The sequence below is a fragment of the Falsiroseomonas algicola genome (assembly GCF_011040385.1).
Lineage (GTDB): Bacteria > Pseudomonadota > Alphaproteobacteria > Acetobacterales > Acetobacteraceae > Falsiroseomonas > Falsiroseomonas algicola.
In genome coordinates this window covers 891093-917588 of sequence record NZ_JAAIKB010000001.1, presented here as the reverse complement: position 1 = coordinate 917588, position 26496 = coordinate 891093, and the positions used below count along the sequence as shown (strand labels likewise).

The window sequence follows — 26496 nt, the reverse complement described above, 5'->3', positions numbered from 1 at the left end:
GCGAACGCTTCGCAGTTGCGGTAAGCCAGGGTCGCCGCACACGGAAAGGCCCACAATGACCGCCACCGCGCCCCGCCGCCTCATGCTCGCCGCGCTGCTGATGGCAGCGCCCGCCCTCGTTCCCGCCGCGCAGGCCCAGGCCCCGAATCGCGGGGAGGTCGCGGTCTATTCCGCCCGGCACTACGACACCGACCGCCGGCTCTATGACGCCTTCACGCGGGAGACGGGCATCCGCGTCCGCCTGATCGAGGGCGATGCCGACCAGCTGGTGGAGCGAATCCGGACGGAGGGCGCGAACAGCCCGGCCGATGTGCTCATCACCGTCGATGCCGCGCGGCTGGCCCGCGCCAAGGATGCCGGCGTGACGCAGGGCGTGCGCTCCGCGACGCTGGAGGAGCGCATCCCCGCCGGGCTGCGCGATGCGGAGGGGCATTGGTTCGCCGTCTCCCAGCGCGCGCGCGTCATCATGTACGACAAGACCCGCGGCGTGCCGCAGGGCTTGGCGCGCTACGAGGACCTGGCGAATGAGCGGTTCCGCGGCCAGATCTGCGTCCGCGCCGCCAACCACCCCTACAATGTGAGCCTGGCCGCCAGCATCCTGGCCGCCGATGGTGCGGCGGCGACCGAGGCCTGGGCGCGCGGCGTGGCCGCGAACCTGGCCCGCCCGCCGCAGGGCGGCGACCGCGACCAGTTCCGCGCCATCCCGCCGGGGCAGTGCCAGCTCGCGATCAGCAACACCTACTACCTCGGCCATTTCGGCGCGTCGCAGAACCCGGCGGACCGGGAGCTGTTCGAGCGGATCGGCGTGATCTTCCCGAACCAGGGCGCGGGTGACCGCGGCACGCATGTGAACATCTCCGGCGTCGCGCTGGTCCGCACCTCCCCCAACCGGGACAATGCGGTGCGCTTCATGGAGTTCATGACGACCACCGAGGCGCAGCAGATCTTCGCGCTGGGCAACATGGAATACCCGGTGGTGTCCGGCGTGCCGCTGCACCCCGCGCTGCGGGCGATGGGCGAGTTCCGGGCGGAGCCGGTGCACGCGACGCAGTCCGCGGCCAATGCGGCCGAGGCGCTGCGGATCATGCAGCGCGCGGGCTGGCGCTGAGCGGCGGCGAGTCGAGCGTTAACGGGGGGCTCTCGCCGTGGTGATCTGCCTGTGTAACGTCTTGACGGACCGCCAGATCGCCGCGGCAGTGGCGGCGGGCGCCGACAGGCCTCATGATGTGTATGCCGCCTGCGGCTGCCAGGCCCAGTGCGGCTGCTGCACCCGGACCATCCTGGAGATGGTGCGGGCCGGGGTCACCACGGCGTCGCGCTGAAGGGCGGGCCTCGGTTGGGGCTCCGGGGCACAACACCAATGGCCGGAGCCCCAGCGCATGATGCGTGACCCCAAGGTGGTCGAACACCTCAACATCCAGCTCACCAACGAGCTGACCGCGATCAACCAGTACTTCCTGCACAGCCGGACGCTCCGCCACTGGGGCGTCACCAAGCTGGCGCGCAAGGAATACGAGGAATCGATCGAGGAGATGAAGCACGCGGACTGGCTGATCGAGCGCATCCTGTTCCTCGGCGGCCTGCCCAACGTGCAGCGGCTGAACCAGGTGCTGGTGGGCCAGAGCGTGCAGGAGATCCTGGAGGCCGACCTCAAGCTGGAGGAGAAGGCGCTGGCCGACCTGCGGGAGGGCATCGCCTATGCCGAGAGCGTGCGGGACTATGTCAGCCGCGACCTGCTGCTGAAGATCCTGGCGAATGAGGAGGAGCACGAGGACTTCCTCGACCGCCAGTTCGACCTGATCCGCCAGATCGGGATCGAGCGCTACATCCTGCTGAACAGCGACGCGGCGCCGGACCAGGAATAGCGCCAGGCCTTCACCCCCATTGCCAGGGCGTCGGCACGAAGCCGAAGCCCTGGCCGACCTTCTCGACATGGCCGAGGCCGGGCCAGGGGAAGTGGTAGCCCAGCACCTGCACCCGGTCCGTCGCCGCCATGTCCAGCGTGCGACGACGGGTCGCGACGGCCTGGGCGGCGTCGCTGTCGAAGCCGAAGGGCCAGTCGGGGCGGGACAGCGCGAGCACATGGTGGTTGGCGATGTCGCCCAGCACCAGAAGGCGCTGCCCCTCGCTTTCCAGGTGGAAGGCGATGTGGCCGGGGGTGTGGCCCGGCGTCGGCACGGCGCGGATGCCGGGCGCCACCTCCGCATTCACGGCCAGCATGGCGAAGCGGTCCCGCCGCGGCAGCAGCACGGCGCGCGTGCCCTGCACGAAGCTGCGGATCGGCTCCGGCTGCGCCAGCATCGCCTCATTTGTCCAGGTGTCGAAATCGGTGGAGGACATGGCGTAGCGGGCGTTCGGGAAGACGCTGTTGCCGGCGGCGTCGGCAATGCCCCAGGCATGGTCGGGATGGGCATGGGTGAAGGCGACGAGGTCGACCTCCCCGGGCTGGATGCCGGCCGCGATCAGCGAGTCGACCAGCCGCCCGGTGCCAGGGCCGAAGACGGGCTGCGCGCCGACGCCGGCATCGAGCAGGATGACCTGGCTGCCGGTGTTCACGACCAGGCAATTGATGGCGGTGGGCAGCCGGTCTTCCGGCAGGAAGGCGCGGCGCAGCGCGGCGGTGACCTCCGCCTCCGTCGCGACGCCGCCGCCGAAGGTCGGGTGCGGGGGCGCGAGGGTGATGGCGCCGTCCGACACGACGGTGCATTCGAAGGCGCCGAGGCGAAAGCGGTACCATCCCGCCACCTGCCCGCCGCGGAAGGGGGCGGCGGCGTGGGCGGGTAGGGCAGGCAGCAGCACGGCGCCGAAGCCGGCGAGGAGGGAATCGCGTCGGGTCAGGGGCATGGTAGCGGTCCTTCTCAGCCGGGCGCGAGCTGGGCGGCAGCCTCCGCGAAGCGCCTGGGGTCGGCGATGATGTGGGGGACCTTGTTCTGTCCGCCAAGGCGGCCGGTGGCGCGCATCCAGGCCTCGAAGCGGCCGGCAGGCAGCATCGTCACGGCGGGGGGGAGCAACTGCCCACCCTGGCGGTGGGCGGCGTAATCCGCATTGGCGGCGGCCAGCGCGTCATCCAGCAGCCGGGCGAGGGCCTCGGCATCGCCCGACGCCTCCACCAGGAAGCGATGGCGGCCCCGCGCACCCTCGAAGACCGGGCCGCAGCACCATTCGGCGGGGGCGATGCGGAGCGTGGCGCAGGCGCCTTCCAGCGCCGCCACCACCTCATGCCCCGCCAGATGCTCCCCGAAGGCGGAGAGGGTCCAGGCGGTGCGGCCGGTGATCAGCAGCCGGGGCGGATCGCGGTCGATGAAGCGGACGACGTCGCCGACGACATAGGCATGCAGGCCGGCGACGGTGGTGACCACGAGCGCGTAGTCGATGCCGGTCTCGATCGTCGCCGCCCAGTGGCGCGTGGGGTTGGGGCGGTCCAGCTCCGCCAGGGGCACGAATTCGTGGAAGACGCCGCGATCGAGCGTCAGGCGCAGGCCTTCCGCGTCGCCGCGATCGGCAATGGCGATGAAGCCCTCGCTGGCGGCATAGACTTCCCGCGTCGCGCAGCCCGGCGGCAGGAAGGGGGCCATGCGGTCGCGATAGGGCGGCCAGGCGACGCCGCCATGGACGAGCAGTTCGAGGTTCGGGAAGGGCTTCGCCTCGCCCATGCGGGCCAGCAGCATCAGCATCCAGGACGGCGTGCCGGTCAGCACGCGGATGTCCGGGCGCGGGGTCGTCATCGCCAGAGTGGTGAGCTTGCTGTCCCAGTCCGGCATCAGCGCCGTTCGCTCCGGCGGCCAGACGAAGGGACGCAGCACCCAGGGCACCTCATGCGCCGCGATGCCGGACAGGTCGCCGGCGCGGACACCGGGGCCGATGAGGTCGAGCGCCGTGGAACCCCCCAGGATGAAGGACCGTCCGGCGAAGGGGCGGGTGGTTGGGTGGTGGTGCAGGTGCCAGGCGAGGGTATCGAGCGCCGCGCCGCGATGGGCCCGCATCATGCCGGCGGAGACCGGGACGCGCTTGGTGCGCCCGGCCGTGGTGCCGGAGGAGAGCGCCATGTAGGGCACGCGGCCCGGCCAGGTGACGTCGCGCAGGATGGGGAAATCGGCGCGCCACCATTCCTGCCAGAAATCCTCGTAGCGCCGGAGCGGCACGCGGGACTGGAAGGTGGCGACGTCCCGGATGGCCCCGAAGCCATGGGCGCGGCCGAAGCGCGTCTCCCGCGCCTGGGCCAGCAGGTGCAGCAGCAGCGCCTGTTGCGTGGCGGCGGGGTCGAGGCGGGACAGCGCCGCGATGCGCCGGCGCGACCAGGCCGCGAGGAACGGCGTGCCATCCAGCATCAGGCGCGTCCCGTCATGTCGTGCCTTCCCATGATGGGAATGAAGGCCCGGTCGCACCCCGTGTCCAGGCGCGGGGTCAGCCCTTTCGCATGCCTCGCACGAGTGCGATCACCGGCAGCAGCCCGACCAGCACGATCAGCAGCGCGCTGGTCGAGGCCTCCGCCAGGCGTTCATCCGAGGCGAGGGAATGGACCCGCACCGCCAGCGTGTCGAAATCGAAGGGGCGGACGATGAGGGTGGCGGGGAGTTCCTTCATCGTGTCCACGAAGACCAGGACCGCCGCGGTCAGCAGGGCGCCGCGGGCGAGGGGCAGCTCCACCTCCCGCACCGCCTGGCCGGGGCGGCGGCCGAGCACGCGGGCGGCGGCGAAGAGGCTGGGCTTCACGCGCGTCAGGCCGGATTCGACGGCGGAGAGCGCGACGCCCAGGAACCGGACGAGATAGGCGAAGACCAGCGCCGCCATGGTGCCGGACAGCAGCAGGCCGGTGGAGATGCCGAAGCGGGCCCGCATCCAGGCATCCACCGCATTGTCGAACAGCGCGAAGGGCACCAGCGTGCCGACCGCGATGACGGAGCCCGGCAGCGCATAGCCGAGCGAGGCGAGGCGGTTGGCACCGGCGCGGAGGCGGGAGGGATGCAGGCGGTTGCCCCAGGCGAGCAGGGCGCCGAGCAGCACGGCCAGCACCGCGGTGACGCCGGCAAGCGTCAGCGAATTGAGCGCGAAGGGCAGGGTGCGCCGTGCATCCAGCGGATCGCCGGATTGCAGCATCAGGGCCAGCAGCGTGCCGCCCGGGATCACGAAGCCCAGCATCACCGGCGCGCCGCAGGCGAGGATGGCGGCCGCTTCCTTCCAGCCGCGCAGCACCACCGGGCGCAGCGGCGGGTGGCGCGTGGTGGTGGGGTGGAAGCGCCGCCCGCCGCGGGAGAGGCGTTCCAGAAGCAGCAGCAGGGCGACGACGCCCATCAGGCAGGCTGCGAGTTGCGCCGCCGCCGGCCGGTCCCCCTGGCCGAACCAGGCATCGTAGATGCCGGTGGTGAAGGTGCGGACGGCGAAGTGCTGCACCGTGCCGAAATCGGCCAGCACCTCCATCGTCACCAGCGCGATGCCGGCCGCGAGCGCGGGCCGCGCCATGGGCAGCGCCACATGCAGGAAGGTGCGGGGCAGGCCATGGCCGAGCGTGCGGCTCGCCTCCAGCAGGCAGACGCTCTGCTGCAGGAAGGCGTTGCGGCAGAGCAGGTAGACATAGGGGTAGAGCACGGCGGCGAGCATGAGGGCCGCGCCGGGCAGGCTGCGGATCTCCGGGAACCAGTACTGGCCCCAGCGCAGCCCCGTGGCGGCGCGGATCGCTTCCTGCACCGGGCCCGCCACGTCCAGCAGCCAGACATAGGCATAGCCGCAGACATAGGCGGGCATGGCGAGCGGCAGCAGCAGCGCCACTTCCAGCACGGCCCGGCCGCGGAAGGCGCAGGTGGAGACGAGCCAGGCGGCGATGGCCCCCATGCTGGCCGCCATCAGCCCGACCAGGACGGAGAGCAGGACGGAATTGACCAGCAACTCCGCCAGCATGGTGCGCAGGATATGCGCCCAGGCCTGGCCGCCGCCCGCGGCGAGCAGGGCGCTGCCCGCGGTGACCAGGACGGAGGCGAGCGGCGCGGTGATGAGCAGCGCCGCCAGCACCGCCGCCCAGGCCCAGAGCGGCGCGGCGCGTCGGCGGCGGGGCGCCGTGGGCGCGCGCGGCGTCAGCGCCGCCCCGGCCAGGCTGCCCGACACGGTGGGGCTACTCCGTGGCCTTCTTCCGCGCGGCCCATTCCGCCGGCGTGATGCGCGGGAATTCGACGCGGTCCCGCGTGGTGGAGTACCAGCCGCGGCCATGCATGCGGCCGACGAGGTCGAGCACCGGCGTGTCGATATAGGCGCGCTCGGGGTTCATCACCGCCTCATCCGCCACATGCATCGCCTTGACCTCCCCCATCACCATCGAATGGACGCCGACGGGGATGATCTTCCAGAGCGTGCATTCCATCGCGACCGGGCTGTCGGCGATGCGCGGCGTGGCGATCTTCGTGGAGGGGATGGTGGCGAGCCCGGCTTCCGCCAGTTCATCGACCCCGGGCGGGAAATCGGCGGCGGTGACGACCATCTGCTCCGCCAGCGCATGCGGGACGAGGCAGACGGTGAATTCGCCGGTGGCCTGGATGTTGGCCAGCGTGTCCTTGGCCGAGCCTTCCGGCCGCGGGCCGCAGGAGATGGCGACGACCGCCGGATCCTCCCCGAAGACGTTGAAGAAGGAATAGGGCGCGGCGTTCAGCACGCCGGCGGCGTCGCGGGACACGACCCAGGCGATGGGGCGCGGCACGACGCAGGAGACGAGCAGCTTGTAGCGGTTGCCATGGGGCATCGCGTCGAAGTCGAAGAGCATGGTCCGGTCCCGGTCTGCCTGCGGCGTGAGATGGCGCGGCGAAACTGACGCCGGCGGGGATGCCTGTCGAGGGGCGTCCGTTGCGGGATGGTGCCTCGGCCGTGCCGTCCGGTGAGACGGCGCGCTCGTGGCTAGGCCTGCATGCGCTGGCGGGGGGCGGGCATGAGCGAACGGAGTTCCGCTTCCGCCACCACCTCCGCCGAATCCGCCAGCGCGGCGGTCAGGGGCAGGCCCATGGCCCGGGCCGTGCGGCCAAGCGCCAGGCTGCAGGCCTTCAGGGATTCGAGGGACAGCATCCGGTTGGCGAATTCGAGGTCCTGCGATGCGCTTCCGGGTTCGACGAGGTCGAAGACATAGGTGCGGCTGCCGTCATCATTGCGCGTCACCAGCGGGGTCTGCCGCAGCAGGGCGTGCAGGAGTTCGAGGTCCGGCGTCGCGTCCAGGCTGCCGTCACGTTCCTGGACGAACAACGTTATCCGAGCCGCCTTTCTCATCCCATCACGACCCGCCTTGGGGGGCGGGTCCCCCTGGTTAGATTGAATCCGGAGGCGAACCTATCGCTATCCGAACGGTGGAAAGTTTATTGAGTGTATGCAACCAAAAATAGTTGGCCGTGACCGCCATGTTAAAGTCAATCACTCTGTGAGGGCAAAATGGCATCACCGCACCGCATCCGGCGCGACTGTTCCACGCAGCAGAACAGCATCGAGATTGTCGAGCGCGCGGTGGCCCATCGCGTTCCTCGTTTCCTCCGTCGCGCTCCCGAGATGCGGGAGGAGCGCGATGTTTTCGAGGCCGTAGTAGCCTTCATGGATGGCCGGCTCGCCGTCATAGACATCGAGGCCTGCCGCGCGGATATGGCCACATGACAGCGCCGTAACAAGGGCTGGATCGTCGACCGTCCCGCCGCGGCCGGTGTTGATGACGATGGAGCCGGGCTTCATCCAGGACAGCTTCTCGGCATTCAGCCACTTCCGAGTCGCCTCGCCCCCCGGGATGTGCATCGACAGGATGTCGATGGCGCCCAGGAAGTCCCGGGCATCGGCGTGGAAGATGGCGCCCTGTTCCAGTTCGGGCGCGACGCGGCTGCGGTTGTGGTAGTGGATTTCCATGCGCATGGCCCGCGCCATGGCGGCGAGTTCCTGGCCGATGCGGCCATAGCCCGCGATGCCGAGCTTCTTGCCTTCCAGCGTCACGCCCATGAGTTGCGTCGGCGCCCAGCCCGTCCAGGCCCGGGCGCGCACCATCCGCTCCCCCTCTCCGGCGCGGCGGGCGGCCATCAGCATCAGGGTGAAGGCGCATTCGGCGGTGGCGAAGGACAGCACGCCGGGGGTGTTGGCCACCGTGATGCCGCGCGCGGTGGCGGCCGGGATGGCCAGGTGGTCGGTGCCGACGGAGAAGGTGGCGACGATCCTGACCGAGGGGGGCAGCGCCTCGATCGTCGCGGCGCCCAGCGGATCACCGGCCGCGCAGAGGACGCCGGCGGCGCCGCATTCGGCCGCGCGGCGGGCGATCTCCGCCCCATCCTTGAACCAGGGGTCGTCGCTGCTGTTCAGGCGGGCGTCGTAGTCCCGTGCGGCGCGGGCCTCGATGGCGTCGGGCAGCTTGCGGGTCAGCAGCAGGACGGGCTTCGGCATCGGACAGTCTCCCTCGGGTCTTTGGGCACCGTTAGCAGAGCGGGCCCGGCTTGCCAGCCGCCACCGGGGGCGGCAGGGTCCGCCGCATTCTGCCGAGAGGGAATCACGCCATGGATCTGGGATTGAAGGGCAAGCGCGCCCTGGTGATGGGGGCGTCCAAGGGCCTGGGCCGGTCGATCGCGGACAGCCTGGCGGCGGAGGGCGCGCATCTCGTCATCTCCGGCCGGACGCAGGCGAGCCTGGACGCGGTGGCGGGTGAGCTGAAGGCGGCTGGCGCCGCTTCCGCCCATGGCGTGCCGGCCGATGTGGCCAGCGCGGCCGACATGGACCGGCTGGGCGATGAGGCGGTGCGCCTGATGGGCGGCGTCGACATCCTGGTGCTGAACCATGGCGGCCCGCCGCCCGGCACGGCGCTGGAGATCACGGAGGCGCAGATCGCCGAGTGGTTCCCGAAGATCGTGCTGCACCCCATCCGCCTGGCGATGAAGCTGCTGCCGGGCATGCGGGCGCAGAAATGGGGGCGCATCATCACCGTGGGCTCGACCGGCATGGTGCAGCCCATCCCGAACCTCGCGCTGTCCAACATCCTGCGCGCCAGCATCGTCGGCTGGAACAAGTCCCTGTCCAGCGAGGTCGCGGGCGACAACGTCACCTGCAACATCATCGCGCCGGGCGCCATCCTGACGGACCGCCAGAAGGAGACGCAGGGCAACATCGCGTCGAAGCGCGGCGTGCCGGTGGAGCAGGTGATGAAGGAGCGCGCCGCGACCATCCCGGCGGGGCGCATCGGCGATGCGAAGGAGTTCGGGCCGATGGCCGCCTTCCTCGCCTCCGAGATGGGGTCCTACATGACGGGCAACATCATCCGCGTGGATGGTGGCATCGTCAAAGCCTTCTGAGGGAGTCCTGCCGATGCTGCCGAACCTGACGCCCGATGTGGCGCTGGCCGAACGCCTGTTCGATGAACTGCGGGAGGCGACGTTCGACGGCATCGGCATCACCCGCGACGCCTATGGGGAGGGCGAGCGGAAGGCGCATGCCATCGCCCGCGCGGCGGCGGAGGCCATCGGGCTGGAATGCCGCGCCGATCCTGTCGGCAACCTGCTGATGACGCTGCCGGGCGCGGATCGCGCGGCCAAGCGCATCGTGCTGGGCAGTCACCTCGACAGCGTCGCCAATGGCGGCAATTTCGATGGCGCGGCGGGCGTGCTGACGGGGCTCGCGGCCGTCGCCGGCATGAAGCGCGCGGGCTTCGTGCCGGCGCGCGACGTCACCGTGCTGGCGATCCGGGCGGAGGAGGCGGGCAGCTGGTTCCCCATCTCCTACCCCGGCTCCCGCGGCGCGCTCGGCCTGCTGAAGGCCGAGGAGCTTCAGGTGAAGCGGCAGGACAATGGCCGCAGCCTGGCGGACCACATGCGGGCGGAGGGGTTCGATCCGGGCTTCGTGGAGGCGGGCGGCAAGACCTTCTCCGCCGCCGATACCGCTGCCTTCCTGGAACTGCACATCGAGCAGGGGCCGGTGCTGGAAGGCGAGGGCGTGCCGATCGGCATCGTCACCGGCATCCCCGGATCGCGACGCCTGCGCGCGGCGCGGGTGCTCGGCGAATACAATCATTCGGGGGCGACGCCGCGGAAGTATCGCCGGGATGCGGCGATCGCGCTGGCCGAGCTGGCGTTCCGCTGCGACGAGCGTTGGGTGCAGCTGGAGGCGCAGGGCCACCGCCTGGTGGTGACCTTCTGCGTCATGGGCACGACGGCCGAGGCGGGCTTCACCAAGATCGCGGGCGAGGCCCAGTTCCAGCTCGATGTCCGCAGCGTCAATCCCCACAGCGTCGATGCGCTGATGGAGACGCTCTACGAGGCGGTGCCGGAGATCGAGGCGCGGCGCGGCGTTAAGTTCGAGCTCGGGCGGGAGACGACGAGCCGCGCGGCGCCGATGGATGCGGCGATCCAGGCGGGGCTGGCGAAGGCGGCGGACGAGCTGGGCGTGAAGCACATGAGCATGGCGAGCGGCGCGGGGCATGACGCGGCCGCCTTCAACCTGGCGGGCATCCCCGCCGCGATGATCTTCGTGCGCAACCAGCACGGCAGCCACAATCCCAAGGAAGCGATGCGGATGGACGATTTTGCGCAGGCTTGCGCGGTGGTGCAGCGCTGGGTGGCGGGGGCGGCGCAGTGACGGCTCGGCTTGCTGTCGATATCGGCGGCACCTTCACCGACGTCGCCATCGAGAGGGACGGCGAGCGCTGGACCGGCAAGGTGCTGACCACGCCGCATGCGCCGGAACTCGGCGTGCTGGAGGGCGTGCGCGTGGTGATGGAGCGCGCGGCGATGACGCCGGCCGACATCACGCTGCTGATCCACGGCACGACGCTGGCGACGAATGCGATCATCGAGCGCAAGGGCGCGAAGACGGCGCTGCTGACGACGGAAGGGTTCCGCGACGTCCTCGCGCTGGGCAATGAGAGCCGCTACGACCAGTACGACCTCAACATCGACCTGCCGCAGCCCCTCGTGCCGCGGCGCTGGCGGCTGACGGTGCCGGAGCGGCTGGACAATGAGGGCCGCGTGCTGCTGCCGCTCGATGAGAAGGCCGTGGCGGAGCAGGTCGGCTTCATGAAGGCGGAGGGCATCGAGAGCCTGGCGATCGGCTTCCTGCATGCCTTCGTGAACCCCGCGCATGAACAGCGCGCGGCGGCGATCGTGCACGCGCTGTGGCCGGAGCTGAACATCTCGCTCTCCAGCGAGGTCTCGCCGGAGATGCGGGAGTGGGAGCGCTTCTCGACGACCGCCGCCAACGCCTATGTGCAGCCGCTGATGGCGAGCTACCTGAAGCGGCTGGAGGCGGGGCTGCGGGAAGGCGGCTTCACCTGCCCGCTGTTCCTGATGCTGTCGGGCGGCGGGCTGACGACGCTGGATACGGCGGCGCGCTTCCCGATCCGGCTGGTGGAAAGCGGCCCCGCGGGCGGTGCGATCTTCTCCGCCCATGTCGCGAAGCAGCGGGGCTGGCAGAAGGTCCTGTCCTTCGACATGGGCGGCACCACGGCCAAGGTCTGCCTGATCGACGACTACGCGCCGCAGGCGTCGCGCAGCTTCGAAGTCGCGCGCGTCGGGCGCTTCAAGAAGGGCTCCGGCCTGCCGCTGCGGATTCCCGTGATCGAGATGGTGGAGATCGGCGCGGGCGGTGGCTCCATCGCGCATTGCGACGCGATGGGCCGCATCCAGGTGGGGCCGGAAAGCGCCGGCGCCGATCCGGGGCCGGCCTGCTACGGGCGCGGCGGAAAGCATCCGGCGGTGACGGATGCGAACCTCTCGCTCGGGCGGTATGAGCCCGACCTCTTCGCAGGCGGCGCGCTGAAGCTGGACAAGCCGGCGGCGCTGGCGGCGCTGGGTCGCGACGTGGGCGAACGCCTCGGCCTGGCGCCGGAGATGGCGGGCCTCGGCGTGGTGGAGATGGTGGACGAGAACATGGCCAATGCGGCCCGCGTCCATGCCATCGAGAGCGGGAAATCCTATGCGGGGCGCGCGATCATCGCCTTCGGCGGCGGCGGTCCCGTGCATGGCTATCGCGTGGCGGAGAAGATCGGCGTGAACCGCATGCTGGTGCCGTCCGGCGCGGGCGTCGGCTCCGCCATCGGCTTCCTGCGCGCGCCGGTAGGGTATGAGGTGGTGAAGTCCCTCTACCAGCGCTTCAGGACCTTTGATGTCGGCGCGGTGAATGCGCTGCTGGGTGCGATGTCGGAGGAGGCGCGGCGCGTGGTGGCGGAGGGCGCCTTCGGGGCCGAACTCGCGGAGCACCGGCTCGCCTTCATGCGCTATGTCGGGCAGGGGCATGAGATCAGCGTCGTGCTGCCCGCGCGCGCGCTGACGGCGGAGGACATCCCCGCGATCCGCGCGGCCTATGACGCCGAATACACGCGCTTCTACGACCGTCCCGTGCCGGGCAGCGACGTGGAGATCCTGGCCTTCGCCGTGACCGTCGCGACGGTGTCGGAGGAGGTGCTGCCGGTGGCGGAGGTCGCGGATGCGCCGGCGCCCGCGCCCATCCGCGTGCAGCAGGTGCGCGACACCGCGACGGGCGAGGTCGCCGAGTGGAAGGTCTATGACCGGCCGGCGATGCCGCCGGGCTGCACCGTGCCGGGCCCCTGCATCGTGGCGGAGGCGGAGACGAGCACGCTGGTGGGGCCGGGCTGGCGCTGCCGGGTGGATGGGCTGGGCTACCTGGAACTCACCCGCGGGGAGGCTGCGTGATGAACGCACTCGAAAAAATCCAGCGCCAGATCCAGTGGAACCGCCTGGTTGCGGTGGTGGAGGAGCAGGCGCAGATCATGATCCGCACCGCCTTCTCCACCACGGTGCGGGAAGCGGGCGATCTTTCCGCCGGCATCTTCGATCTGCAGGGGCGCATGCTGGCGCAGGCCGTCACGGGCACGCCGGGGCATGTGAACTCCATGATGGAGTCCGTCGGCCACTTCCTCGCGAAGTTCCCGGCGGCGTCCATGAAGCCGGGCGACCATTACATCACCAACGATCCCTGGCTCGGCACCGGGCATCTGCATGACCTGACCGTCGTGACGCCGGCCTTCCGCAACGGCGCGATCGTCGGGCTGTTTGCCAATACCGCGCATGTCATCGATGTCGGCGGGCTCGGCATGGGGCCGGAGGGGCGGAGCGTCTTCGAGGAAGGGCTCTATATCCCGATCGTGAAGTGCTTCGAGGAAGGGCGCCCGAACGAGACCTTCTTCGACTTCGTGCGCATGGGCAGCCGAACGCCGGTGGAGCTGGAGGGCGACATCTACTCGCTCTGCGCCTGCAACGACGCCGGCGCCAAGCGGCTGGTGGAGATGATGGACGAGTACGGGATGGAGAGCATCGACCCGCTCGCATCCTACATCTTCGACGCCTCGCTCAGCGCGACGCTGGAGGAAATCCGCAAGCTGCCCAAGGGCACCTATCGCGGCACGATCAAGTCGGATGGCTATGAATCCGAGGTCACGCTGAAGGCGGCGATGACGATCAAGGATGACGAGATCGTCGTCGATTACGCCGGCACCTCCGGCCTGTCCGGCCGCGGCATCAACGTGCCGGCCGCCTATTGCCGCGCCTATGCGTGCTTCGGCATCAAATGCGTCGTGGCGCCGGAGATCCCGAACAACTGGGCGTCCCTCGCGCCCTTCCGGATGGAGATCCCGGAGGGCTGTATCCTCAATGCGCCGCGGCCCTATCCCGTCTCCGTCCGCCATGTGGTGGGGCAGTTGCTGCCGGACCTGATGATGGGCTGCCTGCACCAGGCGGTGCCGGATCGCGTGAATGCGGAGGGGTCCTCGGCGCTGTGGAATCCGCCGCTGCGGGGTGGCGCGCAGGTCAGCGGCGCGGCGGCGGAACTGCCGGATTTCGAGATCATCACCTTCAACTCCGGCGGCACCGGCGCGCGGCCGACCAAGGACGGGCTGGATGGCACGGCCTTCCCCAGCGGCGTGCGCACCATGCCGGTGGAGGCGACGGAGAACGTCGCGCCCGTGATCTTCTGGCAGAACCAGATCCGCCCGGATTCCGCCGGCGCCGGGCGCACGCGGGGCGGCTTCGGCAAGGTGATGGAGATCGGCGCGAAGGGGGAGGCGGAGTTCGCCGTCAACGCCATCTTCGACCGCGTCGCCAATGCGCCGAAGGGGCGGGAGGGCGGCGGCGACGGGGCCTCCGGCTGGGTCGGGCTGAATGACGGCTCGACCATCCGCACCAAGGGCTACCAGGTGATCCCGAAGGGCAAGCGGCTGCTGCTGAAGCTGCCGGGCGGCGGTGGCATGGGCGACGCCAGGGCCCGCGACCGCGCGCTGGTGGAGCGCGACGTGGCGGATGGGCTGGTGAGCCCGGACCAGGCGCGCGCGCTCTACGGCGCCTGATTACGGGATCGCAGCCTTTTCAGGGTGTAACGCGCGCTTGGGGTGCGGCTTCCGCGCCCCATCTGGCGGCCATGACCCTCACTCGTCGCGCGGCGCTGTCGGCCGCGATGGTGCTGGCGGCGCGGCCGCTGGCGCATGCCGATCCGCCGGATGCCGCGCTGCTGGAGGCCGCACGGGTACGTGCCGCGGCAACGCCCGATCTGCGCACGCTGATCGTGGCGCAGGGCGGCGTCGCGGTGATCGAGGATGCCTGGCGCGGTGCCAGGCTCGACCGGCCGGCCAACATCAAGTCTGCCTCCAAGACGGTGCTGGCGATGATGGCGCTGGTCGCGGTCTCCCGCGGCGTGGTGGGGCTGGATGACCGGGTGGCGCCGCTGCTGGGGCCGCGCCTGCCGCGGGATGCGGACCCGATGGTGCAGCGGATCACGCTGCGCCACCTGCTGGCGATGCAGGCGGGGCTGGAGAGCACCTCCGGCCGCAACTATGGCCGTTGGGTCAGCAGCCCGGACTGGCTGCGGTTCGCGCTGACGCGGCCGATGGTGGCGGAACCCGGCGGCGGGATGGTCTATTCGACCGGCACCTCCCACATCCTGGGCGCCGTGTTGGCGCGGGCGACCGGGCGGGATCTGCGCAGCCTGGCGCAGGAGTGGATCGGCGCGCCGATGGGCTTCACCGTGCCGGAGTGGCGGCGGGACCCGCAGGGGCTGCATTTCGGCGGCAACGACATGGCGCTGACGCCGCGCGCCATGCTGGCCTTCGGGGAATGCTGCCGGAATGGCGGCCGCGCCGGCGGGCGGCAGGTGATCCCGGCGGCACTGCTGGCGGAGGCCTGGCGGCCGCTCGGCCAATCCGCCTTCAGCGGGCAGGCCTATGGGCTGGGCTGGTGGGTCGGGCAGGCCCGTGGGCAGCAGGTGATCTTCGCCTGGGGCTATGGCGGGCAGATGATCTACCTGGTGCCGGGGCTGGATCTGACGGTGGTCATGACGTCGGACCCCGATGTGCCGCGCGTGCCGGGGCAGGTCTATACGCGCCACGCGCTGCTGGCGGAGGCGATCCTGCCGGCCTTCGGGGCCGGCGCCTAATCGTCGGGCCCGCCCTTGGTGTCGTCCGTGACGCCGGGCGGGTCGGGGTAGAGGTCGGAGGGGACCTTGGCGTCGGGGTTCCGGGTGACCCCGGGCTTCTGGACCTTGGCCGCCGTGTTCGGCGTCTCCGCATCCGCGCTGTTCATGCGCTCGGTGGCGCCAGTGGGGGCACCGGTGGGCTTGGGTGTGTCGGTCATGCCCACCGGAACGCGCGAAGGCCGCCCGGGATCAGATGGGGTAGGCGAGCAGCGTCTGGACGCGGGATGTGTCGTAGATCACGCGCTTCGTCTTGAACCGCCAGCCATCCGCCGTCCGCACCGCGGTGCTGGCGTAGCTGCCGGCCTGGTAGATGGCGGAACTGCCTTCCTGGCTGGTGTTCACGACGACGTAGTTGGCGCGGAAGCTTGCCTCCGTGTCGCTCGACGCTGTCACCACCAGGGCGGAGACCATGTGGCGATAGGCGGGCTTCTCGTAGATGTTGGCGTGGCGCAGGCTGGCGACGCGGTCGCGCAGCATGGCGGCGTTGTCGCAGCGGATCAGCGGCGCGGGCAGGCCCAGTTCCTCATTCTCCCGCGGGATGATCTCGTAGAGGCAGTCCTCCGTGAAGAATCTGATCCAGTCTTCCAGCCGGTCGTCATCGATGGCGGCGATGTAGCGGTCGAGCAGGTCCTGCATCTCGATCCGCAGCAGAAGCGCGGGGCTCATGCGATGCCTCGTTCGGGGATGGTCTCGTAGCGCATGAGGTCGCGGTAGCCGCGCCAGAAGCGGCGCACCAGGCCCTCGCTCACCATGCTGTCGAGGTCATTGGCCGCGCCGCGTGCCATGTCGAGCACGGAGTAGGAATCGCCGCCGCCGGTCACGGCGCGCTGCACCAGCTCCGTCGCCTCGGTATCCTCCATGGAGATGTAGCCGGCGGGGCCGACCAGGTTCGCCTGCTTGATGCGCAGCGCGCGCAGCTCCGGCGTATCGTCCTCATAGCCGAAGAAGTGGAAGACCAGCTCGAAGCGGTCATGCGCCTTGGCGATGAGCTGGCGTGCCACCAGCGTGTTGTGGATCTGCTGGATGACGAGCTGCGGGAAGATCGGCTGGATGTGGTTGGTGCTCAGCTCGTCATATTCGCGGATCATGCCGAGCACGCTGTCGTCTTCCAGGCGGAAGCCCTCGTCATAGGAGCGGATCGCCTGCTGCTTGTAGGCGCCGGCATTCTCCTCCTCGTTCTTCACCACCAGCAATGCGCTGTGCAGGCCGGTATCGTCCGTGGTGGTGCTGACCTTCATGCCGACGCGGAGGATGTTGAAGGTGGTGTGGAACAAATGGAGGAGGGAGGCGTGATAGGGGTCCTTCACATTCTCCAGGTAGAGCTTCCAGTTGCTGTTCGAATATTGCCGCGTGCAGCCGAGATAGACGATCGGCTTGCCGAAGATGCGATCGACATAGGGGCGCATCTGCGGGCCGAGGTAGCTCGCGACATCGCCGATGCCGTCATCGAAGGTCGCGAAGACCAGGCCGCGATAGCTCTCCACCCGCAGCTGTCGCAGGCTGTGGTTCTTCGGGTCGAAATCGGCGGGCATGCCCGCCATCTCCTTCATGCCGCGACGGAAGGGCACGCCCTGCAAATCGCCCTTCGCGGTGTAGTTCCACTGGTGATAGACGCAGGTGTGGTTCAGGGCATTGCCGCGCCGCAGCCGGCAGACGGCGGCGCCGCGATGCGCGCAGCGGTTCACCCAGGCGGCGAGCGTGCCGTCCTCCGCCCGCGTCATCACCACGGGCGTGTCGCCGATATAGGTGCTCTTGAAGTCGCCGGGCTTCGGAATCTCGGCTTCCAGGCCGAGGAAGTTCCAGGTGGGGCCGCGGAAGATGCGTTCCTGTTCCCGCGCATAGACCTCCGGCGAGGTGAAGACGGAATAGGGAACGCGGGAGGCGTCGGCGCGGGGGAAGACGGGGGCCTGGTCCATGGCGCTCAGCCCGCCGGCATGCGGCATTCCGCCGCGAAGGGATCGACCGCATTCTCGAACACCTTGCGGACGTGCTCCGTCTGCAACCGGCCATCCGGGCGGCGGCCGACCTGGGCGAGCCAGAAATCCTGCACGGGGAAGTTGTTCGTGCCGAAGCGGAAGGGGCCGCGGACGCTGCGGAAATCGGCGGCGCGGATCGCTGCGCGCAGCGCGCCCTTGTCGGCCAGATTGCCGCCGGTGCGTTTCACGGCGCTGTCCAGCAGCATCGCCGTGTCATAGGCATGGGCGGCGTAGCTGGCGGGTACGTAGTTGAACTGCGTCAGGAAGTCGCCGACGAAGCGCGCGTTCTGCTCATTGGGCAGGGTCGGCGTCCAGGTCGTGCCGGTGTAGAGGCCGAGCGCCGCATCGCCCTGCGCGGGCAGCACCGCCTCATCCACCGTGAAGGCGGAGAGGACCGGGATGGCGATGCCGGCCTGGCGATACTGCCGGACGAACTGCACGCCGAGGCCGCCCGGCATGAAGGTGTAGATGGCATCCGGCCGCCTGGCCGCGATCTGCGCGAGTTCCGCCGAGAAATCGGTGGTGGTGAGGGCGACATAGGTCTCGTCCATCACCTCGCCGCGGAAGGTGGATTTGAAGCCGGCGGCGGCGTCGCGGCCGGCCTGGTAGTTGGGGGTGATGATCATGACGCGGCGGATCGGGCGGCGGGTGCCACCGACCTCGATCCCGTCATTCGCCGCGGCGCCGAGGACCGCGTGGTTCTGGTCGTTCACGTAGGAAGTCGCGAAGAAGAAGGGGCTGCAGCCGCGGCCCGCGATGGGCGAGGGGCCGGCATTCGGGCTGATCAGGAAGGTCTGGCTTTCCGTCACCGGCCGGATGATGGCGGCGAGGATGTTGGAGAAGAGGGTGCCGACGATGAAGTCGCAGCGGTCCCGCTCCAGCGCCGCGCGGACCTTGGTGACGGCGGCATCGGGGCGGAGTTCGTCATCGATGACCAGCACCTCGGCCGGGCGGCCGCCGATGCGGTTCTCCAGGTGCCGCATGCCGAGCAGGAAGCCGTCCCGCAGATGGGTGCCGGGCGCGGCCTGCGGGCCCGTCAGCACCGTGACGAGGCCGATCTTCACCGGCGCCGCCTGGGCGCGGGCCAGGCCCGGCAAGGCCGGGGTGCCGACGGTGGCGGCAAGCCAGGCGCGGCGGGTGACGGGCGGGAAGACGGAACGCTGCATCGGTCGTGGCCCCCTGTTGCTTTCCCGCAACTAGAGAACAACCGGCGGCCCGACGCAACCGGGTGGCGAGCGGGGATCGCTCAGGTGGTGAGCGTGATTGGGGCGTAGTGGCGCAGCATATCGGTGTTGTGGCTGTGGCCGTTGATGCGGTCCATCTCCGCGGCGTGGGCGGCGATGTCGCGGTGCATGGCGGCGGGGTCGGGGACGGCGGCGCGGAGGAAGTCGGGCGGGCCGGCGAGGATGACGAGTTGCTCGCCATCGCCGAAGAGGGCGAAGCCGCGATCCGGGGGCAGCATCAGGGTCTGCTTGCCGCCGTGGCAGGCCCAGAAATGGCGAAGGCCGTGCGTGGTCGATGGCACGCGCCAGACGATGCTCGGCACCGGCGGGTTGCCGGCGACGATGCTGGCGGCGAGGTCGTGGGGCGCGCGATGGCGGGCGGCCGTGGCGAGGGCTTCGTCCTCCTCCTCGCTGGCGTCGAGGAAGGTGGCGATGACCGACCAGCCGCGACGCGTCACGGCCGGCATGGAAAGCCGCGTGGCGGGCCTGCCCCAGGCGGCGGGATAGGTCTCGATGAAGGTCATGGCCTCGGCGAACTCGCGGCGCATGGCATCGTCATCGCCATGCGGCAGGATGCCCCTCCGGGCCAGATCGTCGATCGGCCAATAGTCGGGGAGGCTCGATGTGTGGTGTGACTCAGTCATCTCATTTCTCTCCGTAGCGGAATTTGTGGGTGGGTCGCCCGCCACCGGCGCGCTGAATTTCGATCGTTGGTCGGCCATCGGCGCTACCGCGCGCGATCACGTTCCTCCCATCGGCTGTCGTTCCGGCGTCAACGGGACCGAGGTTCCCCGGCCTTCGGGTCACGGGCCGCCCCGCTGTCATCGCACCGAAATCCTGCATCATCTGCCCTGGGCCCTCCGGTACGCGCATGACGTAGGTTCCCCTGGATAGGCGGTTCTCCGGGATCGACCGGCTGGCCAGTTCCTCCGGCGTCTGGGCGCCGGGGCGCGGCGGGGCGGGGGTGGCCGGTGTGGGTTGGGTGGGTCGGCCGGGCTGGGGGCGGGTGCCGCCACCGCCTCCGCCGGGTCCCATCGGGCCGCCGCCCTCCGAGTATTTGGGAAACATGTCGTCGCGCGGGCGGCGTGCTGTGGGCGTCGCGTCGTCCACCCCGCCCGCGCCGGGCTTGTGGGATCGCCAATGGCCGGAGACGTCCTCCTTCCGGCCGTCGCGCATGCGCGAATAGGGCTCGACCCATACCGAGCCCGCCTTGCTCGCGTTACCCTCGCCATACAGGGCCTGGAAGCCCCTGGTGACCCGGTCGACATCAGTGACCGTCCGCAAATGCCGGCGGGTCGGTTTCGCTGGGATTTTCCGCCCCTGGTTCGTCACCGGGCTTGCCGATGCAACCAGCATCGGCGGCGCCCGGCTCCTGCCAGGTGCGAAAACTCCCTCGCGAACCCTCAGCCGCCGGCATCTCCGGACGGTCACCCAACCTGCCTCTCCGGGTTGCCACTTTGCCAGTAGCGGGGGTTGCGCATGAAGAACGCAGAAGCAACAAACCGGTCCGGGCGCGGCCTGGCGGCAGGCGCAGGGCGCACGGCATCCCGCCCGCTTCCGGCTATGCCCCCCGCGCGTGCTAGTATCGCGCCGCGCAGGCCGAGGAGGGCGCCGGGGTGAAGATCGAGATCGGTGATCGCTTCAAGGGCGTGATCGCGGAGGCTGTGGAATCCGGGCTCTACACCTCGCCCGAGGATGTGGTGCCCCCGGGTGTTGTGACAGGGGCGCTGCGGCTGTTCGCGGCCGACCAGGCCAGGCCCCAGGCGCTACGGGAATCCATCGCGGAGGCGCTGGCCGATGCGCGGGAAGTCAGCGAGGCAGAGATCGAGGCAGCACTGGCCGAGACGATGCACGGCCTGGCGGCACGCGGCATTCCGGAGTGAGGCCGCGCGCCCGCCTTCTGCCGGGGGCGCTGGCCAATCTGACGGACATCGCCGCCTGGATCGCGACCGAGGCGCAAAGCCAGCGTGTGGCCCTGGCCTTCATCGCCCGGCTTCGGCAGCGCTGTGACGAGATTGCGGGCCTGCCGGGTACGCTCGGCCGGTCGCGCGACGATTTGGGTCGCGATATCCGGCCCCTGGCTTGGCGGGACTACGTGATTCTGTTTCGCTACGCCGGGGAGCGCGTCCAGGACATCCACGGCCAGCGCGACCTGCCCCGCATCGTGTCACCGATCCCTGACGCCTAGGAACATCCCATGGCCCTCCGCTGCGACCTCATCATCCGTGACGCGACGCTGTTCGATGGGACGGGCGCGCCGCGCCGGGTGGGCGATATCGGGGTGAAGGGGGACCGGATCGCGGCCATGGGCGACCTCGGGGGCGCGTCCGCGGACCGGGAGATCATCGCGACGGGCAAGGCGGTGGCGCCGGGCTTCATCGATGCCCATACCCACGACGACCGCGCCGTGCTGATGGGCCACCAGGCCACCACCTGCAAGACCAGCCAGGGCGTCACCACGGTGGTCTGCGGCTGCTGTGGTGTCTCCCTCGCCCCCGCGCGGTTCAAGACGGCGCCGCCGCCGCCGCTCGACCTGATCGGGGCGGAGGGCTGGTGGCGCTTCGGCGATTTCGGGGACTACGCCCACGCCATCAACTCCAAGGGATCGGAGGTGAATGTCTACGCGCTGGTCGGCAACCAGACGCTGCGCGTGGAGGCGATGGAGGGCGATGTGATGCGCCCGGCCAATGAGCGGGAGATCAACCACATGCATGCCCGCGTGAAGCAGGCCATGCAGGAAGGCGCCTCCGGCTTCTCCACCGGCCTCTACTACGACCCGAACAAGCATGCGACGACCGACGAGGTCATCGCGATCACCGAGGCGCTGAAGCCCTATGACGGGCTCTATTCCACGCATATGCGCGACGAGGCCGATCGCGTCCTGGCCTCGATCGAGGAGACGATGCGGATCGGCAAGAAGGCCGGCGTCGCGGTGCAGATCAGCCACCACAAATGCTCGCTGCCGGAGAATTACGGGCGCTCCGTCCAGACGCTGCCGCTGATCGAAGCCTATTCGCGCAGCCAGGAAGTCGCCTACGACGTCTATCCCTATCCCGCCGGATCGACGGTGCTGATGCCGGACCGGCTGCGGGACGACGTGCCGGTGATGATCACCTGGTCGGTGCCGCATCCCGAGATGGCGGGGAAGTACCTCTCCGACATCGCCCGCGGCTGGAACACGGATATCCGCGCGGCGGCGCAGAAGCTGACGCCGGCCGGGCAGATCAGCTTCCAGATGGATGAGGATGACGTGCAGCGCATCATGGCGCATCCGCTGTCCATGATCGGCAGCGACGGCATCCCGCATGACGCGCATCCGCATCCCCGGCTCTGGGGCACCTTCCCGCGCGTGCTCGGGCACTACAGCCGGGGCATGAACCTGTTCAGCATGGAGGTCGCGATCCACAAGATGACGGGCCGCTGCGCGGAGGCCTATGGCATCGTCGATCGCGGCGTTCTGCGCGAAGGCGCCTATGCCGACCTGGTGCTGTTCGATCCCGCGACGGTGATCGATGCCGCGACCTTCGAGACGCCGGCGCTGCCCTCGATCGGCATCGAGGAGGTCTGGGCCAATGGCGTGGCGACCTTCCGGCACGGCCATGGCGACAAGGGCGGCGCGACGGGCGAGCGGCCCGGGCGCCTCGTCACCCGGCACAGGGCCTGATCCGCTGGTCCGCGCCCCCGCCTGGCTGCCGATGAAGCGGCGCGTCGCCAATGACGATGCGCCGCCGGCCAAGACGCATACCGCGCGCAACGCCCTGATCATGGTGGCGCTGATGCTGGGCGCGCTGCTGGTCGCGTCGCAGGTGTTCCGCGGCGGCTGGACGGCGGGGCCGACGGAGATGGAGCGCTATGTGCGCAACGGGCCGCGGCTTGGCGCCGAGGCGCTGGAGCGGGACCTGAAGGGCGCGCATCCGCCGGGGAGCGATGTGGGGTCGCTGTTCAACCGCCTGTCGCGCTTCGGCTTCACCTGCGGGGCGCCGCCGGCGCCGGGCGCGCCGGTGGAATGCCGCTACCGCGCGCGGCGGGAGGATAACCGCCTGGTCTCCGTGACGCTCGATATCGCGCATGACGGGGTGCGGGTTCAGGGCATTGCCGCGCGGATGGCGGTGACCAACCCCTGACGCATGGCTGCCATCTAGGTCAGGATTATTGACCTTATGGGTGGCGCTGGCAGGCTGGGTGCATGACGGACTGGCTTCCCCTGCTGGGCTTCGCGATCGCCACCTCGGTCACGCCGGGGCCGAATGTCCTGATGGTCGCGGCGGGTGCCGCCAGCCACGGGGTGCGCGGCGTCGTGCCGCACATGCTCGGCATCACCATCGGCTTCGGGGCGATGCTGCTGCTGGTGGGGCTCGGCCTGGCCGGGCCGCTGGCGGCCAGCGCCTGGCTGCATGAGGGGATGCGCTGGGCGGGTGCCGCCTGGCTGCTGTGGCTGGCCTGGAAGATCGCGAGCGCCCCGCCGCCCGGCGAGGGGCCTCGCCGGCCGCCCATGGGCTTTCGGGGCGCGGCGCTGTTCCAATGGGTGAACCCCAAGGCCTGGATGATCGCCGCCGCCGTCACGCCCGCCTTCACCAGGGCCGGGGAGCCGCTGCTGCCGCAGGTCGTGGCCATCTCGCTGGCCTTCATCGCGGTCTCCATGCCCTGCCTGCTGGTCTGGGCGGGGCTCGGTGCCGGGGCAGGGCGGCTGCTGCGCAGCCCGGGGCGGTTAAGGGCCTTCAATATCCTGATGGCGGCTCTGCTGGTGGCGAGCCTGGTGCCGATGCTGCGGTAGCGGGCGCAACCGTTCCCCACCGCGTGCGTTCCTTGCGCGGCCGAACGTTTCGGCCGAAGGGGAGTAAGCCATGCGGCGAACGACGATACCGGGCGCAGTCGCGCTTTGCCTGGCGGCGGGGGCGGCCTTCGCCCAGCCCGCGGCCACTCGGCAGCAGGAAGACCTGATCGACAACGTGAACACGGTGGCGGACCTTGCCGCCGTCTGCCAGCCGAGCTGGGGCGGCGTGCCGCGGCTGGAGGCGATCGCCTATTGCCAGGGGTTCCTGACGGCAGCGGGCCAGTACCACGCGCTGCTGCACCCCTCGGGCGGCCCCATGCGGCCGCTGTTCTGCACGCCGACGCCGGCGCCGAGCATAGCGGAATCCGGCATCGCCTTCAGCAACTGGGCGCGCGCCAATCCGCAATATGCGCGGGAGCCGGCGCTGGACGGCATGCTGCGCTGGGCGCAGTCCGCCTATCCCTGCCCGCAATCCACGACGCCGCCGGCCCGCGCGCCGCGCGCGGCGCGCTGAGGAGGACGCCAGCATGCGCACGATGAAACTCGGCATCCTGCTCGCGGCCGGCCTCGGCCTTTCGGCCTGCGGCGATCTGAACCCGACGCAGCAGCGCACGGCAACGGGCGCGCTGGGCGGCGGCGCCGTCGGCGGTATCCTCGGCAGCTTCAGCGGCAATGCGGGCCTGGGCGCGCTGCTCGGCGCCGGCGTCGGCGGCGCGGGCGGCTACCTCTATGACCAGTCGCAGCGGTCGCAGCAGCAATACTACCAGCAGCAGTACCGCCAGCCGCGCGGCCGCGGGCCGTATCGCGACCGGGGCTGGTGACGGCGATCTCCTGGACAGGGTGCGGAGTTGATCTTACTTCGCCCCTGCCAGGAGAGACGCCATGGACATGCACCACGCCGCCACCGACCCGCATGCCGAGATCCGGGAGGAAGTGCGCAAGCTCTGCGCCCGCTTCCCCGGCGAATACTGGCGGGAGCTGGATGCCCGGCGCGGCTATCCGACGGAGTTCGTGACGGCGCTGACGGAAAGCGGCTACCTGGCCGCGCTGATTCCCGAGGAGTACGGCGGCGCCGGCCTGAAGCTGTCCGGCGCGGCGGCGATCCTCGAGGAAATCCACGCCAGCGGCAGCAATGGCGCGGCCTGCCACGCGCAGATGTACATCATGGGCACCATCCTGAAGCATGGCAGCCCGGCCCAGAAGGCGCAGTACCTGCCGGGCATCGCGGATGGGTCGCTGCGACTGCAGGCCTTCGGCGTGACGGAGCCGACGAGCGGCACGGACACGACCGCGCTGCGCACCACGGCGCGGCGGGACGGCGACAAGTGGATCGTCAACGGCCAGAAGATCTGGACCAGCCGGGCGGAGCATTCCGACCTGATGCTGCTGCTGGCCCGCACGACGCCGAAGGATCAGGTCGCTAAGAAGACGGACGGCCTTTCCACCTTCATCGTGGACATGCGGAAGGCGCTAGGCAACGGCCTGACGATCCGCCCGATCCGCACCATGATGAACCACAATTCCTGCGAGGTCTTCTTCGACAACATGGAAGTCCCCGCCGAGAACCTCGTCGGCGTGGAGGGCAAGGGGTTCCGCCAGATCCTGGACGGCATGAATGCCGAGCGGCTGCTGATCGCCAGCGAGTGCATCGGCGATGCGCGCTGGTTCACCCAGCGCAGCGTGGCCTATGCGAAGGAGCGCGTGCTGTTCGGCCGCCCGATCGGCCAGAACCAGGGCGTGCAGTTCCCGATCGCCAAGGCCTATGCGCAGATGCGCGCGGCGGAGGCCATCGTGAAGCAGGGTCTCGAGAAGTTCGAGCGGGGCGAGAACTGCGGCGAGGAGGCGAACATGGGCAAGATGCTCGCCGCCGATGCCGCCTGGGCCGCGGCCGAGGCCTGCGTGCAGACCCATGGCGGCTTCGGCTTCGCTGAGGAATACGACATCGAGCGCAAGTTCCGCGAGACGCGCCTGTACCAGGTGGCGCCGATCAGCACGAATTTGGTGCTGAGCTACATCGGCGAGCATGTGCTGGGGATGCCGCGGAGCTATTGAGGGCGAGGCGGCCCGTCCTGGCGCTGTTCTGGCGCGGAATCCAGGCGGCCCTCTATGTCGCCCAGATCATGCTGTGCGCCTGGGTAGCCTTGGTCGCGGGGCGAGCCGTAGTGGTCAGGCCGCTCAGCCTGGGCGATCAGGTGCTGTGGACCTGCGGCGCCCTGTTCTGCGTCTTCGCGGCGTTCTGGTTCACGCGCCAGTTGCTCAGCCTGCTCGGCTTGCGGCGACTCTAGCGCTCTCCGCTGCCGGTGCGCCGCGGCCGGCCTCCATCTCCCGATGATGCCGGATGAGGTCCGGCCCGCAGGAGAGCTTGCGGGCCAGCGGCGTCTCCGGCGCGATCAGGCGCCAGAAGGGGGCGGGGTTCTCCGCCATCCGCTCCAGCGCGCGTTCCGCGACGATGCGGAGGAAGATGGCGGTGGAGGTGGGGCAGGTGGCGTCGGCGCCATGCTCCCGCGCCAGGTCGGCGCGCAGCGCAGTGATGTCCAGCGTGGTGCCGGCTGGAATGGCGCGGATGCGCGCCTCCAGCAGCGCGGGCGTTGCGATGAGGAGGCGCTGGCCGGCGCGGAGGCCGGCGAAGGGCTTGGCCAGCACCGCCACATGGGCGGGCCTGGCGCCCTGGTACTTCTGGTCCCAGCTTTTCGGCATGCGTCGATCCCGGCGCGGCGTCACGGCGCGGAGGTTGGGTGCGCCGGGCGAGCGCGACAAGGCCGGATGGCTTGACCGATCCTGCGCATTCGATGGCCTGCCGCTTCGGTCCGCGATGCGGCGACCCGGTGGGGCGGAGGCGCGAGTCGCGGCCGGCAAGGCCGCGACCGGTGGCCCGGCGGGGCTGATCGCGGTGGATCCGGTCCTAGTCACCGGCAGAGCGTTGCACCAGAGGTGAGCAAAGCTTGCTGCCAATGCATCCTTTCGGATGATGGCGTAGGCGTTTGTTAAGCGCTGGGCGCAGGCTGTTAACGTTTTCATGCGCTGGATGCATGGCTGTGCTGCGAGGTCAAAAAGACCTTGCGGGCAGGTCAGGTCATCCCTATTTTGTGCATCGCAGCAACACGGCACCGCCGAGTTG

General features: G+C 70.1%; 29 protein-coding genes. 16 read left to right on the top strand and 13 right to left on the bottom strand.

Translation table 11 applies throughout. The features are described from left to right. The first annotated feature begins 55 nt into the window (after nt 1-55). From G3576_RS04410 to bfr, 3 genes are read left to right on the top strand one after another with little or no spacing between them, the layout of a single operon-like run. On the top strand, nt 56-1108 hold the full coding sequence (locus G3576_RS04410; protein WP_164693079.1) for an extracellular solute-binding protein: 1053 nt from the start codon (nt 56-58) through the stop codon (nt 1106-1108). Nucleotides 1109-1145: 37 nt separating this feature from the next. Beyond that, nucleotides 1146-1322: a (2Fe-2S)-binding protein gene (locus G3576_RS04405; RefSeq protein ID WP_164693078.1), complete on the top strand. Its 177-nt coding sequence runs from the start codon at nt 1146-1148 to the stop codon at nt 1320-1322. A 57-nt stretch (nt 1323-1379) separates the two neighbouring features. Continuing rightward, nucleotides 1380-1865: a bacterioferritin gene (gene bfr, locus G3576_RS04400; RefSeq protein ID WP_164693077.1), complete on the top strand. Its 486-nt coding sequence runs from the start codon at nt 1380-1382 to the stop codon at nt 1863-1865. Between the two features lie 10 nt (nt 1866-1875). On the opposite strand, the gene G3576_RS04395 is transcribed toward bfr, so the two are convergent. The 6 genes from G3576_RS04395 to G3576_RS04370 all read right to left on the bottom strand — a co-directional run bounded on the left by G3576_RS04395 (nt 1876) and on the right by G3576_RS04370 (nt 8385). Beyond that, the gene (locus G3576_RS04395) at nt 1876-2844 is read right to left on the bottom strand and encodes an MBL fold metallo-hydrolase (RefSeq protein ID WP_164693076.1); all 969 of its coding nucleotides are present in this window, start codon (nt 2842-2844) and stop codon (nt 1876-1878) included. 14 nt (nt 2845-2858) lie between these two features. After that, complete coding sequence (locus G3576_RS04390) at nt 2859-4328, bottom strand: GH3 family domain-containing protein (protein WP_164693075.1); 1470 nt, start codon at nt 4326-4328, stop codon at nt 2859-2861. A gap of 76 nt (nt 4329-4404) precedes the next feature. Beyond that, nucleotides 4405-6099: an ABC transporter permease gene (locus G3576_RS04385; RefSeq protein ID WP_328728413.1), complete on the bottom strand. Its 1695-nt coding sequence runs from the start codon at nt 6097-6099 to the stop codon at nt 4405-4407. A 7-nt stretch (nt 6100-6106) separates the two neighbouring features. Further along, nucleotides 6107-6748 carry a flavin reductase family protein gene (locus G3576_RS04380; protein ID WP_164693073.1) on the bottom strand — a complete coding sequence of 214 codons (642 nt, stop codon included), beginning with the start codon at nt 6746-6748 and terminating at the stop codon, nt 6107-6109. 131 nt (nt 6749-6879) lie between these two features. Further along, a complete protein-coding gene (locus G3576_RS04375; RefSeq protein WP_164693072.1) occupies nt 6880-7218 on the bottom strand; it encodes a hypothetical protein in 339 nt (112 codons plus the stop codon). A 189-nt stretch (nt 7219-7407) separates the two neighbouring features. Then, nucleotides 7408-8385, bottom strand: coding sequence for a 2-hydroxyacid dehydrogenase (locus G3576_RS04370; protein ID WP_164693071.1), 978 nt, complete (start codon nt 8383-8385; stop codon nt 7408-7410). A gap of 110 nt (nt 8386-8495) precedes the next feature. Here G3576_RS04370 and G3576_RS04365 point away from each other — a divergent pair, with 110 nt between their 5' ends. The 5 genes from G3576_RS04365 to G3576_RS04345 all read left to right on the top strand — a co-directional run bounded on the left by G3576_RS04365 (nt 8496) and on the right by G3576_RS04345 (nt 15366). Next, complete coding sequence (locus G3576_RS04365) at nt 8496-9284, top strand: SDR family oxidoreductase (protein WP_164693070.1); 789 nt, start codon at nt 8496-8498, stop codon at nt 9282-9284. 13 nt (nt 9285-9297) lie between these two features. Next, nucleotides 9298-10563: a Zn-dependent hydrolase gene (locus G3576_RS04360; RefSeq protein WP_164693069.1), complete on the top strand. Its 1266-nt coding sequence runs from the start codon at nt 9298-9300 to the stop codon at nt 10561-10563. Further along, complete coding sequence (locus G3576_RS04355) at nt 10560-12635, top strand: hydantoinase/oxoprolinase family protein (protein ID WP_164693068.1); 2076 nt, start codon at nt 10560-10562, stop codon at nt 12633-12635. The genes G3576_RS04360 and G3576_RS04355 overlap by 4 nt, the downstream gene beginning before the upstream one ends. Next, complete coding sequence (locus G3576_RS04350; protein WP_164693067.1) at nt 12635-14284, top strand: hydantoinase B/oxoprolinase family protein; 1650 nt, start codon at nt 12635-12637, stop codon at nt 14282-14284. The genes G3576_RS04355 and G3576_RS04350 overlap by 1 nt, the downstream gene beginning before the upstream one ends. Nucleotides 14285-14355: 71 nt before the next feature. Continuing rightward, on the top strand, nt 14356-15366 hold the full coding sequence (locus G3576_RS04345) for a serine hydrolase domain-containing protein (RefSeq protein ID WP_164693066.1): 1011 nt from the start codon (nt 14356-14358) through the stop codon (nt 15364-15366). Here the strand turns inward: G3576_RS04345 and G3576_RS04340 are convergent. The 6 genes from G3576_RS04340 to G3576_RS04315 all read right to left on the bottom strand — a co-directional run bounded on the left by G3576_RS04340 (nt 15363) and on the right by G3576_RS04315 (nt 19960). Beyond that, nucleotides 15363-15563 carry a hypothetical protein gene (locus G3576_RS04340; protein WP_164693065.1) on the bottom strand — a complete coding sequence of 67 codons (201 nt, stop codon included), beginning with the start codon at nt 15561-15563 and terminating at the stop codon, nt 15363-15365. The two genes, G3576_RS04345 and G3576_RS04340, sit on opposite strands and share 4 nt — an antisense overlap. Before the next feature lie 31 nt (nt 15564-15594). Continuing rightward, the gene (gene andAd / locus G3576_RS04335) at nt 15595-16071 is read right to left on the bottom strand and encodes an anthranilate 1,2-dioxygenase small subunit AndAd (protein ID WP_164693064.1); all 477 of its coding nucleotides are present in this window, start codon (nt 16069-16071) and stop codon (nt 15595-15597) included. Continuing rightward, nucleotides 16068-17321 (bottom strand): anthranilate 1,2-dioxygenase large subunit AndAc, encoded by a 1254-nt coding sequence (andAc, locus tag G3576_RS04330; protein WP_235951378.1) that lies wholly within the window; start codon nt 17319-17321, stop codon nt 16068-16070. The genes andAd and andAc overlap by 4 nt, the downstream gene beginning before the upstream one ends. Nucleotides 17322-17326: 5 nt before the next feature. Continuing rightward, a complete protein-coding gene (locus G3576_RS04325) occupies nt 17327-18547 on the bottom strand; it encodes an ABC transporter substrate-binding protein (RefSeq protein ID WP_164693062.1) in 1221 nt (406 codons plus the stop codon). An 80-nt stretch (nt 18548-18627) separates the two neighbouring features. Then, nucleotides 18628-19248, bottom strand: coding sequence for a hypothetical protein (locus tag G3576_RS04320; protein WP_164693061.1), 621 nt, complete (start codon nt 19246-19248; stop codon nt 18628-18630). Nucleotide 19249: 1 nt separating this feature from the next. Continuing rightward, nucleotides 19250-19960: a hypothetical protein gene (locus G3576_RS04315; RefSeq protein ID WP_164693060.1), complete on the bottom strand. Its 711-nt coding sequence runs from the start codon at nt 19958-19960 to the stop codon at nt 19250-19252. Between the two features lie 260 nt (nt 19961-20220). On the opposite strand from G3576_RS04315, the gene G3576_RS04310 reads away from it, so the two are divergent. The 8 genes from G3576_RS04310 (at nt 20221) to G3576_RS04275 (ending at nt 25430) form a co-directional block, all read left to right on the top strand. Beyond that, the gene (locus G3576_RS04310) at nt 20221-20487 is read left to right on the top strand and encodes a ribbon-helix-helix domain-containing protein (RefSeq protein ID WP_164693059.1); all 267 of its coding nucleotides are present in this window, start codon (nt 20221-20223) and stop codon (nt 20485-20487) included. After that, nucleotides 20484-20792: a type II toxin-antitoxin system RelE/ParE family toxin gene (locus G3576_RS04305; RefSeq protein ID WP_164693058.1), complete on the top strand. Its 309-nt coding sequence runs from the start codon at nt 20484-20486 to the stop codon at nt 20790-20792. The genes G3576_RS04310 and G3576_RS04305 overlap by 4 nt, the downstream gene beginning before the upstream one ends. A gap of 9 nt (nt 20793-20801) precedes the next feature. After that, the gene (locus G3576_RS04300) at nt 20802-22268 is read left to right on the top strand and encodes an N-acyl-D-amino-acid deacylase family protein (RefSeq protein ID WP_164693057.1); all 1467 of its coding nucleotides are present in this window, start codon (nt 20802-20804) and stop codon (nt 22266-22268) included. Between the two features lie 31 nt (nt 22269-22299). Then, a complete protein-coding gene (locus G3576_RS04295; protein WP_164693056.1) occupies nt 22300-22728 on the top strand; it encodes a hypothetical protein in 429 nt (142 codons plus the stop codon). A 62-nt stretch (nt 22729-22790) separates the two neighbouring features. Then, on the top strand, nt 22791-23378 hold the full coding sequence (locus G3576_RS04290) for a LysE family translocator (protein ID WP_164693055.1): 588 nt from the start codon (nt 22791-22793) through the stop codon (nt 23376-23378). 70 nt (nt 23379-23448) lie between these two features. Continuing rightward, nucleotides 23449-23892: a Rap1a/Tai family immunity protein gene (locus G3576_RS04285; RefSeq protein WP_164693054.1), complete on the top strand. Its 444-nt coding sequence runs from the start codon at nt 23449-23451 to the stop codon at nt 23890-23892. Between the two features lie 13 nt (nt 23893-23905). After that, entirely contained in the window at nt 23906-24199 is a 294-nt protein-coding gene (locus G3576_RS04280) for a glycine zipper domain-containing protein (protein ID WP_164693053.1), read from the top strand. Nucleotides 24200-24260: 61 nt separating this feature from the next. Continuing rightward, nucleotides 24261-25430, top strand: a complete 1170-nt coding sequence (locus G3576_RS04275; protein WP_164693052.1) for an acyl-CoA dehydrogenase family protein — start codon at nt 24261-24263, stop codon at nt 25428-25430. Between the two features lie 204 nt (nt 25431-25634). Here G3576_RS04275 and G3576_RS04270 read toward each other — a convergent pair whose 3' ends face one another. Continuing rightward, nucleotides 25635-26075, bottom strand: a complete 441-nt coding sequence (locus G3576_RS04270; protein WP_164693051.1) for a hypothetical protein — start codon at nt 26073-26075, stop codon at nt 25635-25637. Between the last annotated feature and the right edge of the window lie 421 nt (nt 26076-26496).